At 47.7% G+C, this 18,353-nt stretch carries 17 protein-coding genes; 14 read left to right on the top strand and 3 right to left on the bottom strand.

What is annotated here, in order from left to right:
- Window positions 1-6 precede the first annotated feature (6 nt).
- Both phsA and DVO77_RS09010 read right to left on the bottom strand, forming a co-directional pair.
- Window positions 7-2,283 (bottom strand): thiosulfate reductase PhsA, encoded by a 2,277-nt coding sequence (gene phsA, locus DVO77_RS09015; protein WP_162924170.1) that lies wholly within the window; start codon window positions 2,281-2,283, stop codon window positions 7-9.
- Between the two features lie 337 nt (window positions 2,284-2,620).
- The gene (locus tag DVO77_RS09010; RefSeq protein ID WP_249038139.1) at window positions 2,621-4,432 is read right to left on the bottom strand and encodes a sensor histidine kinase; all 1,812 of its coding nucleotides are present in this window, start codon (window positions 4,430-4,432) and stop codon (window positions 2,621-2,623) included.
- A gap of 169 nt (window positions 4,433-4,601) precedes the next feature.
- Between DVO77_RS09010 and DVO77_RS09005 the strand changes: the two genes are divergently transcribed.
- The 12 genes from DVO77_RS09005 (at window position 4,602) to hemB (ending at window position 15,546) form a co-directional block, all read left to right on the top strand.
- Entirely contained in the window at window positions 4,602-5,219 is a 618-nt protein-coding gene (locus tag DVO77_RS09005) for a response regulator transcription factor (protein WP_119978096.1), read from the top strand.
- A 119-nt stretch (window positions 5,220-5,338) separates the two neighbouring features.
- Window positions 5,339-6,382, top strand: a complete 1,044-nt coding sequence (locus DVO77_RS09000) for a formimidoylglutamase (RefSeq protein ID WP_119978228.1) — start codon at window positions 5,339-5,341, stop codon at window positions 6,380-6,382.
- A 203-nt stretch (window positions 6,383-6,585) separates the two neighbouring features.
- Complete coding sequence (gene ubiE / locus DVO77_RS08995; protein ID WP_119978095.1) at window positions 6,586-7,341, top strand: bifunctional demethylmenaquinone methyltransferase/2-methoxy-6-polyprenyl-1,4-benzoquinol methylase UbiE; 756 nt, start codon at window positions 6,586-6,588, stop codon at window positions 7,339-7,341.
- A 35-nt stretch (window positions 7,342-7,376) separates the two neighbouring features.
- A complete protein-coding gene (locus tag DVO77_RS08990; protein WP_119978094.1) occupies window positions 7,377-8,000 on the top strand; it encodes a ubiquinone biosynthesis accessory factor UbiJ in 624 nt (207 codons plus the stop codon).
- Window positions 7,997-9,646: a ubiquinone biosynthesis regulatory protein kinase UbiB gene (gene ubiB, locus DVO77_RS08985; protein ID WP_119978093.1), complete on the top strand. Its 1,650-nt coding sequence runs from the start codon at window positions 7,997-7,999 to the stop codon at window positions 9,644-9,646. Before DVO77_RS08990 ends, ubiB begins: the two co-directional genes overlap by 4 nt.
- 72 nt (window positions 9,647-9,718) lie before the next feature.
- Window positions 9,719-9,967 carry a Sec-independent protein translocase subunit TatA gene (gene tatA, locus DVO77_RS08980; protein ID WP_110457052.1) on the top strand — a complete coding sequence of 83 codons (249 nt, stop codon included), beginning with the start codon at window positions 9,719-9,721 and terminating at the stop codon, window positions 9,965-9,967.
- A 6-nt stretch (window positions 9,968-9,973) separates the two neighbouring features.
- Window positions 9,974-10,372 (top strand): Sec-independent protein translocase protein TatB, encoded by a 399-nt coding sequence (gene tatB, locus DVO77_RS08975; RefSeq protein ID WP_110457051.1) that lies wholly within the window; start codon window positions 9,974-9,976, stop codon window positions 10,370-10,372.
- A gap of 3 nt (window positions 10,373-10,375) precedes the next feature.
- Window positions 10,376-11,125, top strand: a complete 750-nt coding sequence (gene tatC / locus DVO77_RS08970) for a twin-arginine translocase subunit TatC (RefSeq protein ID WP_119978092.1) — start codon at window positions 10,376-10,378, stop codon at window positions 11,123-11,125.
- A gap of 112 nt (window positions 11,126-11,237) precedes the next feature.
- Entirely contained in the window at window positions 11,238-11,768 is a 531-nt protein-coding gene (locus tag DVO77_RS08965; RefSeq protein WP_119978091.1) for a type VI secretion system-associated protein TagO, read from the top strand.
- Window positions 11,768-12,577, top strand: a complete 810-nt coding sequence (locus tag DVO77_RS08960) for a TatD family hydrolase (RefSeq protein WP_119978090.1) — start codon at window positions 11,768-11,770, stop codon at window positions 12,575-12,577. Before DVO77_RS08965 ends, DVO77_RS08960 begins: the two co-directional genes overlap by 1 nt.
- Window positions 12,564-14,435, top strand: coding sequence for a sensor domain-containing diguanylate cyclase (locus DVO77_RS08955; RefSeq protein ID WP_211328793.1), 1,872 nt, complete (start codon window positions 12,564-12,566; stop codon window positions 14,433-14,435). Before DVO77_RS08960 ends, DVO77_RS08955 begins: the two co-directional genes overlap by 14 nt.
- A gap of 94 nt (window positions 14,436-14,529) precedes the next feature.
- Window positions 14,530-15,546 (top strand): porphobilinogen synthase, encoded by a 1,017-nt coding sequence (hemB, locus tag DVO77_RS08950; RefSeq protein WP_110457047.1) that lies wholly within the window; start codon window positions 14,530-14,532, stop codon window positions 15,544-15,546.
- A gap of 108 nt (window positions 15,547-15,654) precedes the next feature.
- On the opposite strand, the gene DVO77_RS08945 is transcribed toward hemB, so the two are convergent.
- Entirely contained in the window at window positions 15,655-16,209 is a 555-nt protein-coding gene (locus DVO77_RS08945) for a hypothetical protein (RefSeq protein ID WP_119978089.1), read from the bottom strand.
- Window positions 16,210-16,653: 444 nt separating this feature from the next.
- Here DVO77_RS08945 and DVO77_RS08940 point away from each other — a divergent pair, with 444 nt between their 5' ends.
- Together DVO77_RS08940 and DVO77_RS08935 are read left to right on the top strand one after the other, a co-directional pair.
- A complete protein-coding gene (locus DVO77_RS08940) occupies window positions 16,654-17,097 on the top strand; it encodes a hypothetical protein (RefSeq protein ID WP_119978088.1) in 444 nt (147 codons plus the stop codon).
- 130 nt (window positions 17,098-17,227) lie between these two features.
- Complete coding sequence (locus DVO77_RS08935; protein WP_119978087.1) at window positions 17,228-18,313, top strand: hypothetical protein; 1,086 nt, start codon at window positions 17,228-17,230, stop codon at window positions 18,311-18,313.
- Window positions 18,314-18,353 lie beyond the last annotated feature (40 nt).

Below are 18,353 nucleotides of genomic sequence, written 5' to 3'. Positions count from 1 at the left end.
CTCCGATTACAGCTTGGCAATTTTGACCCCGGTGGTATGTAAATTCATACCCGTAACCGGAGAGGTAATATGAGGAAGTAGGTTGCCACAATGCACGCCTTTACCCGTGGCGCGGGCTAGCTCTTTGTTTTTAGAACCACAGCCCATATAGGCAAACACGGTATCGGGACGAATACCCGGCGTGACCAAGGCATGCCCCTCTTCGCTGCCAGTCGCGTTATAGATGCGAATCGCGTCACCGTTGGCAATGTTCAATAAGCCCGCCGTGATGGGATGGATCCATACCGCATTATCCGACATTAGATTAGCCAGCATAGGGACATTTTGCGTGCCCGCATTGGTGTGCACCGCAACTTTTCCTTGGATGAAAAACAGCTCGTCGGCCTTCTTCATGGTCACTTCGCGATAACGGATAACCCCCCGCCCTGGCGCCATTTGCTCCACTTTATCTGAGCTCAGCTCAATCTTGCCAGACGGGGTTTTAAAGCTTAGCTGGCTGGCATAAGTGCCATCATCATCGACCGCTTTAGCATTGGGGTAGGTATCGGTAAAGGTCTTGACCATCTCCCGTTCACGCAGCATCAAGGGCTTACCATAGCTGACCCAACCATCACGTTTAATGGTGTTGAGCAGCGCCGCATCTTTATCGACTTGAAACAGCTGCAAGGTTTCCATGTTATCCCAAGGGAAGTACAGCCCTTGCCCGAGCTGATTGGCTAACTCCTTCCAAATCATCCAGCTGGGTTTAGTGTCGCCTATGGTGTCGACCACACGTTGACGCACGTAGTAAGCGGGGTTTTTACCCGACTTATCGACAATCTCCTCATCACGCTCAAGGTAGGTCGATTCAGGCAGGAAAATATCGGCATAAGCGGCGCTTTCACTGATGTAGATATCGCAGGCGACGATAAAATCGAGCTTTTGCATGGTCTCAACAATGCGTGCTCTGTCAGTCATGGTCTGCATCGGATTGGTACGGCTCATCACCCAGCCATGCAGCTGATAAGGCTTGGCCTCTAATGTGGCATCTAAGATCGTTTGGTAGATCCCCCCCGATGACCACAATAAGGCATATTGATCATCGACCATATCGATACGCTTGGCATCGATAGAAGGCATCCCCTCTACCCCAGGTTTCGCCAAGGTGGGCGCTACTTTTTCACCAGCAAACTTATTGTACTTAGAGGCTTTCTTACCAAAATAAAGCCCCCCTTTACGCTCGATATTACCAATTAACACGTTGGCGGCATAAAGGGCGCGGCGCATCTCAAACTCTTCGGTGGTAAATGAAGAGCGGTGGCCAAAGTCCACTACGGCATGAGGCGCTGCGGCGGCATATTCATGCGTAATACGACGAATATCTTCAGCGGGCACATCACTGACCGATTCGGCCCATTCAGGCGTGTAGGCTTTAACCTCTTGCGCAAACGCGTCGAAACCAGCAACGTACTGGGCGACAAAAGCCTTATCATACAGATCGTCTTCAATAAGGGTGTGGCAAATCGCCAACGCTACCGCAACGTCGGTGCCCGGCTTGATGGCGTACCATTCGTCGGCTTTATCGGCCACAATCGAGAAGCGAGGCTCAAACACCACCAGCTTGGCGCCCTTCTCCATTTGTGCATTCATCATGCCCCGCGTCTCAGACATATTGATGCCTTCATACAGGTTATGACCAAAGTTAATGATGTATTTAGAGTTACTTAAATCACGTTTGACTTTGCCCCCAAAAATCGCCTTGGCAGCCACCACATAACCGGCCGGACACGTAGAGGCGTGGGTAAAGGTGTTTGGGCTACCGAAAGCCTTAGCCAGATGAAAAAGGTGACCCGAAAGTGAGCCAGACTTAGAGGAAAATGCCACCGATTCGGCGCCGTGCTGGGCTTTTATCTTATTGAGGTTTTCGGCAATGATGGCATAAGCTTCATCCCATTCGATTTCGGCCCACTTGCCTTCACCGCGCTCACCCACCCGCTTGAGCGGTTTAACGATACGTTGTTTGTCGTACAGCTGACTATGGCCTGCGCCGCCACGCGCACAGACTGCGCCACCAAAAGACTTGGCTTTCTTGTTGCCCAATATGGAGACGTTTTTACCATTCACGACTCGCGCCGAAATGGGGCATCTTGTCGAGCACATCTCACAGATACTGGCGACCGATTCTGCACTGCCGCTTAACCCCGTTTGCCCTAGCGCTGCTAATGAGCCCGGCAAAGTCGCAAATACGCAACCTGCGGTCCCAGCACCAGCCCCTTTAATAAAGGTACGCCGATCAAGTTTCATGATTTCTCTCCCAATTAACAATGATACCGACAGACCTAAGCTGGTATCTCATCCCGATTAATTGCGTGGGAGAACACCATCAGATGTCATTCGGTTTTCACCATTGTTACCAAGGGAGGAGTGGTTGCACATTGTGGTATACCACATATCGAACCACTGACAGGTCAGTTTGTGATCGACTTCATAGTCGATAATTTCACCAACACACAGCGCTAATTTTGTATAGTGTGGTAAACCACATATCGAATAGTATTCGTGCGACGCATGTAAATAAAGCAATGAAAAACAATCCATTACTTCGATCCTGTTTTATCGAAAGCAGATGAGTCACTAACCGTTAAATCTGCACCGCTTGTTGGCACCCTCTACGCTTTAGCGCGATTTTAGCCACGCATCCGCTATGGCCATCGTCACGATTTTCTAGTGTGAAACCGCCGTTATGCTCTTTTATCACCTCATTACAGATGGCTAATCCTAAGCCTAACCCTTCGGTTTTGGTGGTAAAAAACGTTGCCATCACGGTGGCGGCCTGTTGCGTCAATCCAGGGCCATTATCGATCACCAGTACATCTACTTGGTGTTCATGAAACTGCAGCGTAATTATGATCTGCCCTCGCCCTGTATCATCGGGACGCTCGGCAATGGCATCGATACTGTTTTTAATCAGGTTAATCAATACTTGCAGCAGACCGACGCGATCGGCACTAATAAAAAACGGCTCACCGCTGATCTCTTTGACCACCTCGATATCGCGGCGCATCAACTCTAAACGCAGCAGAGACAGGCTCTCATCCACCAGAGTGAGAATGTTCACATCATCCATCACCGCCTCTTTGCGCTTGAGTAGACCCCGGATCCTGTGCACCACTTCCCCCGCACGGGTCGACTGCTTATGAATTTTTTGCAGCAAGTCTATGGTGGCTTCCGCCTCAGTCAATTGCCCGCCTTGCATGCGCATGATGCCGCCCTCGCTATAACTGGTGATGGCCGCAATAGGCTGGTTGATCTCATGAGCCAGCCCCGCGCCAATTTCGCCAATCATAGAGGCGCTTTGCAGCCGCTCTAACGCAATAGCTTGCTGCTTTAATTGTCGCTCTGTGCTGACCAATGACTCACTTTTTTGGTGAAAACGGTACTCGATCCACAAGTGATATACCGTCGCCACTAAAAAAATGACCACAGCCAAGATGCCCCAATGGCGATTTTCATTGAGCCAAGTTTGCAGGGCGTTTAAACGGCTTTTTTCCTGCGAGATCACATGTAAGTCACCATACAGTTGGATAACGGCTAGCTGACTAATGGGCGACGTCCAGCCCATTAGTTGGCCGCTCACTGCGGCCGGATGCTCGGCTGGTAATGCCATTAATGCCTGACTAATTTGTTGGCTAAGATTAATATCGACACTTTCATTGGTCGCAAACGACCAATTAGGATAGAGCTTAGTGCTGCACTGGCAGTCATACCCTTCGGGACGACTCGGGTTAAGCACTCTAAAATCGGCAGGATTTAACAAGCCGCGCGCCACCATATCCTCAAGCGTACACAAGGGGGTGATCGCGGCATCGACATGGCCGTCCCTCACTTGATACAACAAGGGATCGAGCGGAAAGCCAACAAACTTAACTTGGCCAAAATAGTGGTCAGCATCCATGCCTAATTTATGCATTAATCCTGCGGTCGCCTGATAACCGCCTAATGCATGGGGATCGCTGGCAGCGATGATTTTATCTTTTAAATCATACAAGGTGCGATAATCACTTTCGGCTTTCACCACAATGGCCGAGCCGATAGCCGTAGTGCTGCCGTTATGCCGCCGAGAGCGCATGGTGGCTAACCAAGACAGCGGATACTGGTTCGACAGATACAGATATTGCCCCGGGTTAGTGATAATAAACTGGATCTGCCCTAGCTCCATAGCAAGATTTAAGGCTTCAAAATTACCCGGAAATACATGAAATTGCGTGCCGGGTACCTGTTGATTTAAATAGGTCATCATGGGCGTCCAGCGCTCCATGGCTTGTTGATGCCCCCAGTTAGCCAACACGCCGACATATAGCTGTTGCGGCTGGGCAAAAACATGGGCAGAACAACAGAATAAACTACTCAATAAGCAACACACAGCCAATGCATGCAGTAGGTATTTATACACACAATGCTCCTCAATCGATACGCTTAGCACAGCTTACGGTATCGATAGCAGATCGCCACGTGATGCGCCTCATGCTTTACCTAAAATAGTTGGCTAAATGGCCGCATCTGCGATATCAATCATAGTCATCGCTGCCAAATAGTTATCAAAACTCAATAAAGGAACCGCCGTGCCAACACCCTCGTCTAGTCCCGTGTATCTTGTCGACGATGATGAAGCGATCATCGATGCGATCAGTTTTTTAATGGTGGGGTATGGCTATGAGATAACCAGCTTTAACGCTGGCGATGACTTTCTGTCCAGTGTCGATCTGACCCAGCCCGGCTGCGTGATTTTAGATGCCAAAATGCCCTCGATGAGCGGGCCACAGGTGCAGCGCTTATTACACCAAGTCAGAAGCCCGCTGGCAGTGATTTTTCTCACCGGCCATGGCGATGTGCCGATGGCGGTCGATGCGTTTAAAAATGGGGCGTTCGACTTTTTCCAAAAGCCCGTCCAAGGCGCGGCGTTATCCGAGTCTATCGCTAAAGGCTTGCACTACAGTGAACGCCAACATTGGAAGCTTCGCCACCAACAGCTTATCGACACCTTGTCTGAGCGAGAAACCCAAATTTTCAAATTAGTCATCGCCGGCCACACCAATAAACAGATGGCCAACCAGCTGTGCGTCGCCCTGCGCACCATTGAGGTGCACCGAGCAAAAATGATGAGCAAATTGGGAGCCAATAATGTTGCCGAGCTGCTCAAACTGGCGCCACTTCTCAATAGCCCGAGCAACAACGGTTAAGCCCAACGCGTCAAGCGACTCTGGCGCGGTCTCCTGCATTTACGCACAATTGCCAGCCGCTAGGTTTGTGGGCCACAATAGTACAATTGAGGCATCAACAATAATATAGGGCCATGACCATGCCAACACTGCTCCCCTTTACCCGCCAACTGTGCAGCACCTTCACCCATGTTCGTGAAGGCGAAACCAAGCTAGGACAAGCCCTGTATTGTTACGATGGCGACACGCCATTAAACACCGCATTAGCCGATGCCAAACAACAAGGTGTGCGATTTGTCATCTTAGGGATAGGCGAAGATATCGGCCCGCGAGCCAACCTTGGTCGTGGCGGCGCGGTTGATGCGTTCGAAGCAACCATGAGCCAATGGTGTAATCTGCAATCAAATCAATTTTTCGACGCTAAGCAGTGTATGGTGCTTGGGCAAGTTAATACTCACGATTTGCAACTGCCCGCAAGCGCAACCACCCAAACATTAAGAGCGCATGTTGAGCACCTCGATGAGCGAGTGATCCATATCGTCAGCAGCATCATTGCCGCCGGCTTAGAACCTATCGTGATTGGTGGCGGCCATAACAACGCCTACGGACTCTTGATGGCGAGCAAGCAAGTGATGAAGCGCCCGATCGCCGCCGTCAACCTCGACCCGCATGCCGACTTTCGCCCTAGAGAAGGCCGCCACAGCGGTAATGGATTCAGTTACGCCGCAGCCAGTGGCGCACTGGGTTACTACCATGTACTGGGCATGCATGAGCTCAAAAATAGCCAACAAACTTTAGACCAACTCAGCGCCTTTGGCGGCAAGTGGCATACCCTGCAGGCCATCTGGGTGCGCCAAGAACTGAGCCTCAAACAGGCCATCGATGAGATAGTCACCCAACTTAACGACAGCGGTTCACCCGTGGCGGTTGAGCTGGATATGGATGCCATCATTAATATGCCCAGCAGCGCTTCAACGGCAGCAGGGATCCCGCTACTGGACGCTCTCTATTACGTTAATCAAATAGGGCTGCGCACCAACGCCTGTTATTTGCATTTGGCCGAAGCCGCCCCGAGTTGTCATAACGCTGGCAGCGATGCTGGACGCAGGGAAACAGGTCAAAGTATTAGCGAACTGATCTATGCCTACATGCAGGGACGAATAGCGAGGCAACCCATAGGGTAATTGGCTCTGGGGAATTTGGCTTATGGCTAATATTATGATGTAATGCGGCGTTCAATTTTTTAAACTCTGCGCCAACGCGCATTTTTATAAAATCGGCACATGGATTATTAACATCGATCACAGAGTCACAGATGAATGATTCTGCAATGAGCATCATTCACTTACACTCGCCATAACAGTAGCGAAGCACAGGAATACAATAAATGTCAGAGGGCTCACCCAACAATACCCATTTCGGTTATAAGACGGTAGAAGCAGAGAAAAAAGCGGACCTTGTGGCCGACGTTTTTCACTCAGTCGCAGCCAAGTACGACATTATGAATGATGTCATGTCCTTTGGTATTCATCGTCTTTGGAAGCGCTTAACCATAGAGAGTGCGGGTGCGCGTCCAGGTATGAAAGTATTGGACCTTGCCGGCGGCACGGGCGATCTTACTGCCAAGTTCTCCCACATCGTGGGTAATAAAGGCCAGGTGATCCTTGCCGATATTAACGAGTCCATGCTCAAGGTTGGCCGTGATAAGCTGCGAAACCGTGGCGTTGTGGGTAACGTAAACTACGTGCAAGCCAATGCCGAAGCATTACCGTTTCCAGATAATTATTTTGATATTATCACCATCGCTTTTGGCCTACGTAATGTGACCGATAAAGATGCGGCTATCCGCTCTATGCTGCGGGTATTAAAGCCAGGTGGAAAGCTGTTGGTACTTGAGTTTTCTAAACCTAAACATGAAGTGATGCGTAAGCTGTATGATCTGTATAGCTTTAAAATCTTACCTAAGATGGGTGACTTGATCACTAAAGATGCGGGAAGCTATGAGTACTTAGCCGAGTCAATCCGTATGCACCCTGATCAAGAGACCCTGAAGAGCATGATGATCGATGCCGGTTTCGAACAGGTTGAATACACCAACATGACCGACGGTATTGTGGCGCTGCACAAAGGCTATAAGTTTTAATCTTTCCCCTTTTGCTTCAGCCGACTAGGTAACGCATGAAACGTGACATTGTATTGCTGCTTAGCGCGGCAATTGAAACCGCATTACAGCAAGCTGTCAAACAGTCCCCGCAAGCGTATGCCAAACAGCATACGCTGCATGGCAAGGTGCTGTGCATACAATTGACCCAACTTAGCTGGCCCATTTACCTGTTATTTGCCAAAGAGATCCAAGTCTTTAGTCAATATGATGATGAGATTACCACTCAGGTTGAAGTTGACATCACCACTCTGTATCGCCTCACCGAAGGCGCTAATCTCACCGAGTTGATTAAACAAGATAAACTCAAACTCGAAGGCGATCTCAATCTACTGCAAAGTTTTAGCCACTTCATGCAACAGGTAGAGTTTGATTTTGCTGAGCCTCTGTCAAAATGGATTGGCGATGCGCCAACCCATATGTTGCAACAAGGCGCCAAACAACTCAGACAAGGGCTCGCGGACATATTTAATAAGAGCCGCGACCATGTCGGCCAGCTCGTTGTCGAAGAGTATCGCCTCAGTCCACACAAAATCGAATTTATTCATTTTAGTGATAGAATCGATGAGCTTAAAAACGATACTGATGTCTTAAACCAAAGGATCGAACGACTCATAACCAGGACTCACAAGACAAAATGACAGTCAAAAGCATTCGGCGCGCATACCAAGTCATTAAAATTGCACTCAATTACGGCCTAGATGAGCTTATCCCATCAAAGCTAAAGCCTTGGTATTTTAGACTGCTGCGCTGCAGCTTTTTCTGGTTACGCAACAAACATAAAGACAAAGTGGGTGGTGAACGCCTCAAACTGGCTATGCAAGAGCTGGGGCCGGTTTACATTAAATTTGGCCAGATGCTGTCGACTCGCCGTGATCTGCTCAGTGATGAATGGGCCGAAGAACTGGCCATGCTGCAAGATCGCGTGCCGCCTTTCGACTCTTCAGTGGCAAAAGCTCAAATTGAGGCCGAACTGGGCGCCCCCATTGAAACCTACTTTGACGATTTTGACGATGTGCCTTTGGCATCGGCGTCGATTTCTCAGGTGCATACCGCCAAATTAAAATCGAGCGGTGCCGAAGTGGTACTCAAGGTACTCAGGCCCAATGTTGAAGCGCAAGTGCATGCCGATCTTCAATTAATGAGCCAGAGCGCTCAGTTTTTAGAAACTCTGTTAGGCCAAGGTAATCGCTTACGTCCGGCCGAAGTGGTAGAGGATTATCGCACCACGATTGAAGGCGAATTAAACCTAAAATTGGAAGCGCTTAACGCCATTAAGCTACGCAATAACTTTCTCGACTCTGGCTCACTGTATGTGCCATTTATGTATGAAGAGTTTTGCTTTACACGCTTAATCGTCATGGAACGCATCTATGGTATTCCAGTATCAGACAAGGCCGCGTTAGAAGCCCAAGGCACCAACCTTAAGTTACTGGCCGAACGCGGCGTTGAGCTATTTTTCACCCAAGTGTTTCGCGATAACTTTTTCCACGCAGACATGCACCCGGGCAACATCTTTATTAGCACTGAACACCCGGAAGATCCTTTCTATATCGGCCTAGATTGCGGCATTATGGGCACCTTAACCGAACAAGATAAGCGTTACCTAGCCGAGAACTTCCTCGCCTTCTTCAACCGTGATTATACCCGTATTGCCCAGCTCTATATCGAATCAGGCTGGGTTTCTGCCGATACCGATATCGTCGCCTTCGAGCAAGCCATTAAAGTGGTGTGTGAGCCGATGTTTAATAAACCACTGGACGAAATCTCCTTTGGCCATGTGCTGCTAGAACTATTTAGAACCGCACGCCGCTTCGATATGGTGGTGCAGCCACAATTGGTGCTGCTTGAAAAAACCTTACTTTATATTGAAGGACTTGGGCGCCAGCTCTATCCGCAGCTGGACTTATGGAAAACGGCCAAGCCGTTTCTCGAAGGCTGGATGGCCGAGCAAATTGGCCCCATCGGCATGGCCAAAAAAATTAAAAAAGAGTTCCCCTACTGGGCCGATAAATTGCCGGAACTGCCAGAGCTAATTTACGATAATCTTAAAATGGGTAAAAATTTCGTAAACAGCCAAAATTTACTCCTAGAACGCTACTTAAAACAACAGCAAAAAGCCCACAAAAGTAACTACCTTTTAGTGACATCGGCAGTTTTAGTGATCTGTGGCACTATTTTGTTCGCACAAAACGCTACACTATGGGCCTCTTACGGGTCTATCGGGATCGGGGCCATATTATGGTTATTCGGATGGCGATCTAGACCAAAGAATCGCAAATTTTAGCTAGCACTAAATAACCAAAGGTTCATAATAGAACCAGTCTTACTAAAGAGTTAAATTAAAGAGGAACGTTACATGGGTGGCATTAGTATTTGGCAACTCCTTATCATTGCTTTAATCGTAGTTTTACTGTTTGGCACGAAGAAATTACGCTCACTTGGCGGCGATCTAGGTGGTGCAGTAAAAGGCTTCAAAAACGCCATGTCTTCTGAAGATGAAAAGAAAGCACTAGAAGAAAAAACTGCTGCAGAAAACACCTCTGCAGAAAAAACCGCTCAGGCTGATGAAAAAAAGACTGAGCCCAAGGACAAAGAACAGGCGTAAATCCTTATGTTCGACGGTATCGGCTTTATGGAGTTACTGTTGATCGGTATTTTGGGGCTAGTGGTTCTTGGCCCTGAAAGGCTTCCGGTTGCAGTACGCTCAATTAGTGGCTGGATCCGCGCCATGAAGCGCATGGCCAATTCAGTAAAAGATGAGCTCGAGCAAGAGCTTAAAATAGAGCAACTGCATTCAGACCTGAAGAAGGCTGAAAGCCAAGGGCTAAAGAATCTTTCGCCTGAATTACAGGATTCAATCGATCAATTAAAAGAAGCAGCCCAATCTGTTAATCGTCCTTATCAGGTAGAAGAGAAACCGAGTAGCACAGACAGTGCCAGCAGTGACTCAACCCCTAAGACGACAGGTACAGCCAAAGGCAGCACTTCAACAGATAAATCTGACGGGTAGTCCATGTCGCAACAGCAACCGTTAATTAGCCATCTGCTTGAGTTACGTAACAAGTTACTTAAAGCGATTGGTAGTGTGCTTTTGGTGTTTATTTGCCTAGTCTACTGGGCGAACGATATCTATCATTATATGGCAACGCCTCTGATGGATGTGCTACCAGACACCAGTAGCATGATCGCAACAGATGTGGCCGCGCCCTTCTTCGCTCCGTTTAAATTAACCTTAGTGCTGGCGTTCTTTATCGCCATCCCCTATGTGCTATTTCAAATCTGGTCATTTATTGCTCCAGGTTTGTACAAGCACGAAAAACGCCTAATGGTGCCACTGCTCACCAGCAGTACATTACTGTTTTATTTAGGGATAGCCTTTACCTATTACATTGTATTCCCTGTGGTATTTGGTTTCTTTACCAGTGTTGCCCCTGAGGGGGTGCAAGTAGCTACCGATATCAGTAGTTATCTGAGTTTCGTGCTTAAGCTGTTTTTTGCCTTTGGTTTAGCCTTCGAAATCCCTATTGCGGTGATCCTGCTTTGCTGGGCGGGAGTGACCACACCTGAAGAGCTCAAAGCCAAACGTCCCTATATTGTGGTGGGTGCCTTTATTATCGGCATGTTATTGACCCCACCCGACATTATCTCGCAAACCATGTTAGCGATTCCGATGTTAATATTGTTCGAAGGGGGATTGCTTGCGGCCCGTTTCTACAGTAAAAAGGACACAGAAGAAGATGATGAGCAAACACAAGCGGAATAATCTAGCCACAGCGCTTGGTTAATGGCTTACATGAACAGCTATCCAATTCGGGTAGCTGTTCGTTTTTGAGAGTCTCGTTTGCTTAGCGTTCATAATAAAAAGGAGCTTTTTCATGACCTCTCGTTTTACCCATGGTTTACGCTGGATAACACTTTCAAGCCTATTGCTTTCTCTTCACGCCGTTGCCGATATTGAAGAACAACTTGCCCAATGTGCAGCCAAAACCGATAAACTTGAACGGCTAATCTGTTATGACACCCTTGCGGCACAAGCGATGAATCGCGCCGCGAAACAAGTCTCTACTGATGTAAATGAAGTGCCTACCCATACCGCAGAGGTTGCTGCATCGCAAACAGAAACCGCTCAAACTACACTGACAGAGTCGGCTCAAGAAAACTTTGGTAAAGTAGTCAAACAAGAACAAATTGATGCCATGTGGCTAACGGTCAAACAGGTCGATAAAGATCCCTATGGCACGTTAAAGTTCAGCTTCGAAAATGGCCAGCAATGGAAACAGATCGACAGCCGTCGCTTTCGAGTATCTAGCGGCGATAAAGTACAAATTGAACGAGCGGCGCTAGGCTCTTTTCTGCTCGGTAAAGAGGGCAGCAACACCACGATTAGGGTTAAACGAATTAACTAATGCCAAGCCATATAGATATCGCTGTTAACTTAGTTGGCAGTGCATTAGAAAATGATATCGATAACGTGATACACGCTGCGGCGGCACAAGGGGTCTCGCCACTCATTGTCATTGGCAGTAGCCTAGAGGAAAGTCAGCAAGCCATTGATTGCGCGCAGCGCTACCCTGAGGCGCTTTTGACCACTGCTGGGGTGCATCCACATCACGCCAGTGAGTGGGATGCGAACAGCTCTACTCGCTTACGCCAGCTAGCCCAACATCCGGCCGTAGTAGCCATCGGCGAGTGTGGCTTAGACTATAATCGCGATTTCTCGCCGCGACCCATGCAGCGCAGCGCCTTTGCTAAGCAACTGGCGCTGGCGGTTGACCTCAATATGCCTGTATTAATGCATGAGCGCGATGCCCACCATGATTTTGTCGAGATCCTCAAAGAGTATCGCCCTCAGCTTAAAGGTGCCTTATTGCATTGCTTTACGGGTGATAGGCACAGCCTAGAACGCTATATTGAACTCGACCTGCACCTTGGCATCACAGGCTGGGTGTGTGACGAGCGGCGCGGGACGGAATTGGCCTCCTTGGTTGGCGATATTCCAGCGGAACGAATCATGCTCGAAACCGATAGTCCTTATTTGCTGCCGCGTAGCATGCGCCCCAAGCCTAAGTCGAGTAAAAACCTGCCGCAATATCTGCCCTATATTAGCCAATATGTTGCCCAACTAAGAGGCCAGCCAGCTAATGAGTTCGCCGCCCAAGTCTACGCCAACACTTGTGCTTTTTTTGATTTGCAGGCGAATTATGAAGCATTTTAACCCTCTGCTCATCATTCTCATATTATGCTGCCTCTCAACCAGTAGCGTAGCTCACACTTTGTTGCCTGTCGGCGATGACGATATCATCGACCTATCGCCATGGCTCTATTATGTGCAAGATGACAAGCTCCAACGGCTAGACGATATTCAATCGCTCAATCCAAGTCGCTGGAAAAAGATAGATCCCATTTTTAATCAAGCATTAGCGGTTAAGCCTTTTTGGATAAAGTTCAGCTTATACAATGCGACGGGTGAGAAAATTAAGCGTTACTTAACCATAGGTAATCCGCATTTAGATAAAATCTACCTATATCATCAGCCTAACGCAGAGCAGACAGTCCATCTAGAGATGGGGGATGCGTACCCCTTTTCTTTACGCCCTATGGTGCATAACCAGTTTGTGCATTCGTTTAATTTAGCGCCAGATCAGGTACACACCTTTTATCTGCGTATCGAAACACAGGGCAGCGCGAGTGTCCCCCTAACCCTTAAATCCTCTAATGGGATGATCAGAACCACTGAAAGCCAATCCTTATACCAAGGATTACAGCTTGGTGCCTTGCTTGCCATCGGCCTATTAAGCCTGTTTATAGGCATCATATCGCGCTCGCCCAGTTACAGCCTTTATGCGGGTTATGTGTTGACTGTGACTCTACTGGTCGCAACGCTGCATGGTCTGCCTGCACGTTACTTATGGCCCGACTGGCCTACAGTGCAAGAAGCTATCATCCCGTTACTTATCCCTATCGGCATTACTTTTATGTTGCTGTTCTCCGAAAGAGTACTGCAGCTTAGAGATAATAACCTGTTGATGTTAAAACTGTGTCGCTACAGTGCTACTAGCACATTGATACTGACGTTACTGATACCATTTATCCGTTACCCACTCGCCTTAACCGTCGATATCCTCGCGGTGCTTATCGTCAGCCTGTTGCTAATGGTGATAGCGGTTATGCTCAGCTTGCAAGGGCATAAGCTAGCCAAGCTCTACACCTTTGCGTGGTCGGGTATGTTGATAGGCTCATTCATTACCGCCATGATGTACTTAGGAATAGTATATCTACCTATGCTGCCACAAACGCCGATGCTCATCGGGCTGAACTTTGAAATCCTCTTTATGACAGCAGTGTTAGCACTGCGCTACAATGATGAGCGTAAAACTAAGCTAAAAATACAACATCAAGCATTAGAGCAATCCAGACGTATTCGCCAGGCAAAAGAAGAAGCCCTTCAAGCCGAAGCCAACAGCAATGAAAAACTCGAGCAGATGGTGCAAGAGCGCACTTTAGAACTCGAAATAGCCCTTCGTGAGCTTAATGAGGCCAATCAAAAGCTAACCGAACAAAATACTGTCGACAGCCTCACCGGAGTGAAAAATCGCGCCGCATTTGAAAAACGTTTACAAGCTGAAGGCCGTCTCAGTCGCCGTCAGCAAACGCCGCTCAGCGTCTTGATGATCGATATCGACCGTTTTAAAGCCATTAACGATACTTATGGACATCTCGCGGGCGACCAAGCACTGAAACAGATAGCCCAAGCGTTAAAACAAAAGTTAAGGCGCCCAAGTGATCTAGTATCACGTTTTGGCGGTGAAGAATTTGCTATGATACTGCCCAATACCTCTATTGATGGCGCCGAAAAAGTCGCTGAATTAATAAGAGTAACCGTATTTCAGCTACCGCTAAGTTGGGGGGCCAATGCCATTCCGCTTACGATTAGTGTTGGGGTGTATGCCGAGGTAATTGTCGACGACCAACAGGTCAACACCTTGGTCGAACGTGCAGATAAGGCGCTCTACCATGCTAAAAATAGTGGCCGTAATCGTGTCTGTATTTATACGGTAGATATCGAACAGTAGAAAAGACTTAGCTTTATCCGTGACGACTTGGCACAATCGCCAACTCAAATCCTACAATTCATTGCAGTCCGTAACCCTAAATTAGGAGTCGAATGTGAACATCATTACCAGTGCTTTCCCTCAGCGCAGAATGCGCCGCATGCGTAAACATGATTTTAGTCGCCGTTTAATGGCCGAAAATCAACTTTCGGTTAACGACTTAATCTACCCAATGTTCGTGCTCGAGGGGAATAACCGCACTGAAAAGGTAGAATCAATGCCTGGTGTTGAGCGCTATTCAATTGATTTACTTTTGAAAGAAGCTGAAGAGCTAGTCGAGCTAGGTATTCCGCTTGTGGCACTGTTTCCCGTAACGCCCGCCGAGAAAAAAACCTTAATGGCGGAAGAGGCCTATAACGCCGATGCGTTAGCCCAACGCGCCGTGCGTGCGCTTAAAGAAGCGTTTCCTCAATTAGGTGTGATGACCGACGTTGCCCTCGATCCATTTACCACCCACGGACAAGACGGCATCATAGATGAAGAGGGTTATATTCTTAACGATATCACTACCGAGATCTTAGTTAAGCAGGCGCTGTCACATGCCGAAGCCGGTGCCGATATCGTTGCCCCATCTGATATGATGGATGGCCGCATTGGCGCTATCCGCAAAGCGCTTGAAGAAGCTGGTCACATTAATACGCAAATCATGGCCTACTCGGCTAAGTACTCATCGAGCTACTACGGCCCATTCCGTGACGCCGTCGGCTCGGCTGGTAACCTAAAGGGTGGCAACAAGCACAGCTACCAGATGGACCCCGCTAACAGCGATGAAGCGCTTCATGAGGTCGCCCTCGATATTCAAGAAGGCGCCGATATGGTGATGGTAAAACCTGGTATGCCTTATTTAGATATCGTCACCCGCGTTAAGCGTGAACTCGCAGTGCCGACCTTCGCTTACCAAGTGAGTGGTGAATATGCCATGCATATGGCTGCCATTGAAAATGGTTGGTTAGCCGAAAAAGCCATCGTAATGGAATCACTACTGTGCTTTAAACGCGCGGGCGCCGATGGCATTTTAACTTACTTTGCCAAACGTGCCGCTCAGTGGCTAAAAGAAGGCGATAATAGCTGATAAGCTCAGTGTCGATAACGTCAAAAAGCCAGTTGCTTATATCAACTGGCTTTTTTTTGCCGGCTCGTAGTCGGATTACCTATTACAGAGGGTAGCGAGCCTGCAGCGTTAATTGCTAGCAACGGCCACTCGGGCCTTATCATGTAATTGCTCAATCTTTAAGATACAGGGCGCCCTGAGGATATAGTCTTGCTGACGGTACTGATATGGTCTATCAACCCAATGGATATAGAGACGCACACTACTATTCGCGTTAATAAGATTATGGCTATAAAAGCCTCGGTAACAGCGAGCACTGGGTAAGTGGCCTGAGTGATAGAGTTTAATAGTACGTTTATCGAGGTGGATTTCACGGTAATCTATTTCATGTTTCGCCATATAGGGAAAATGATATTCACCATAGTTTAACTCCCCATTGACCACTTCAATTTTCTGTCCTTGCAATAAAATCTGCTGTAACACCATTGCGTCTGTTCTACTGAAAAAACACAATGTGATCAACCCACTGCTAAGAGATAGCACCACAACCCAGGACCCAATCCCACGACGTTTAAACAAGGATACCCCGAGCCAAAATAATACTATCGCCCCCGCGGTCAGCAATAGCGCTAGCTCATAGTTTTGCCACTGTCCTACCTCAAATGCAACGTCTGTGTTAAGCATGAAAATCTCCTGCATAACCTCATCGTCACTATCACATCCAACAACAATTTTTACTCATGTGTAGCTGATGATTTCACCAATAACTCTTCACATAAGCTTAGACTACCCCCACGCTACTGCCGCTCTCGGCGCAGTTTTTTTGCACTATCATTCATGAGCTATTATGCCATTATCCTGCCGCGAATTTCTCAATTGGCTCATTACACAGATAAATGCCTCTTGTCCCCACCATATACCGCACCCATAAAGTCATTACAGGTATCCCCATAATGACTTATTCATCTTGTCGCGTTAGGGGTTAATTATCTGGTCTGAGCCGCAATTTTGCTGATTGCTGAAAAGATTGTCGCCAATTAACTAAACCATTTTTGTAATTTGCCGATGAATAGAAGCAATGGATATTAATATCACTCAGCACAAGTTGCTCGTTAAAGAAGGCGCAGTATGAACATTCAAGGGATAAATCAGCAAAGCCTTGGCCCAACAAGTTTGAGCCGATTAACTGTAGTTGCGAAAGAGACGGCTGCCTCAGCTGTAACGGTGTCCAGTCAGGAAAGCAGTCAGATTTCTATCTCTAGTGAAGGTCGCGAAGCATTGGCGAGTGAACTTGGTGGTTCACTGCACGCCAAAGTGAATGAGATGCAAGAAACTCAGCAAGCGGCTGCCAGCGAGAAACCCCATAAACCTTCCCTTGATGAGCTGATTGAACAGCGCAAAGAGAAGATACAAGAGCTTCAGCAAGAGCTTAAGGCCTTAGCTAACGATAAAAGTGACGCGGCCGAAAAGCGACGCGATCAGATCCGAACTGAGATAGCTGTGTTATCTGCCCAAATTGCCGACTTAATAAAGCAAAAAGCAGAGAATGACAAGAAATCTTCGTCAACTTAACCCTGTTACAGAGTTAATTTCATATAAAAATCTTCGTCTTAAATGACTTTAGTTACAATTTTTAGCTTGAGACTAGCGTCTTAACTCCATATGTTGCTTACAAATAGGTAACATTACACAGGGAGCCTTTATGAGGCGAAGTGTTAAATATCGTTTGTTGTTTCTGTTATCCGTCGTTGTGGCTTACAGCCTTGGTTTTACATATCTTCCCGCGAGTTTAGATGAACCTAGTGCACTGATTCGGCTAAGTGTATTTTCTGTTATCTACTTCCTTGTTTTACCACTTGGCTATTGGTTTGCCATTATCAAAGTGGGTGGTCAAAAGTTATGGAAACTACTTATCATTTTTAGTCTTAGCAGCCTGATGGCTCGGCTTGGTTTCCCGGCTGAGATCGCGAGTTACTTTGAGTTTATCGCCTGGTTGCGCTTTCCTATTATTGCCGTGTTACTCGCGATTGAACTGTATCTAATCGTGAGTATTGCGAGGGGACTGTGGCAAGCGAGATCGGCCAAAGGCGATCCGAGACTCACTGTGATAAGCCAATATGGCACAAATCAGCCTCAAGCATCGCTTACAACGAACAAGCCTGTAGATAAGCCGCAAGTCCAAGATGATAAGAAACTCACCTTGGGATACATGCTAGCGACCGAGCCTGCCAGCTGGTATTACGCCATAGCTTATTTCTCTCGTCATCATGCAAGGGCTATTGCGCATATCACCTCATTATCATCGAGTCGCTGGCATCTGTTGTCACTGATCACAGGTTTGGTTGCTGCCGCGACTTGTTGTTACCTAGCCTTAGTCGATTGGAGTGAACTCGCCGCACTCTTTTCTGCTGGGTTTATCGCCTATAGTGTCGTGGTACTTTGTGCAAACCACCGAATTGCGCGGCACTATAGTTGTTATCTCATCGATGACAAGCTGGTGCTAAATAATGGCATTTGGGGAATGCTAGTTGTTGAATTAAATCGTATTGCAGGTGTGGAATTACTCGATGGCAGTGCACAGCGAGACAAGCAGGATCTGAGTTTCGGCAGAGGGAAAAGCAATACGCGAATTATGTTTACATCTCCTCAAGTCTATATGGGCGCAATGGGGCAGTTAACAGAGTCAGTTAGCCAAATCGACATAGTGCTGGATAATCCGCAGCAGTTTAAGTCTGCTATTGAGGCTGCGAATTTGAATGGAGATCTGCAGCTACAACAAGCGAGCTAGTTGGTCTAGTATGAGCTGCACTTATACGATTAACAAAAAA

This window comes from Shewanella algidipiscicola (genome assembly GCF_003605125.1).
GTDB lineage: Bacteria > Pseudomonadota > Gammaproteobacteria > Enterobacterales > Shewanellaceae > Shewanella > Shewanella algidipiscicola.
The sequence above is the reverse complement of the archived record's forward strand: the minus strand, read 5'-3'. Positions and strand labels throughout refer to the sequence as shown.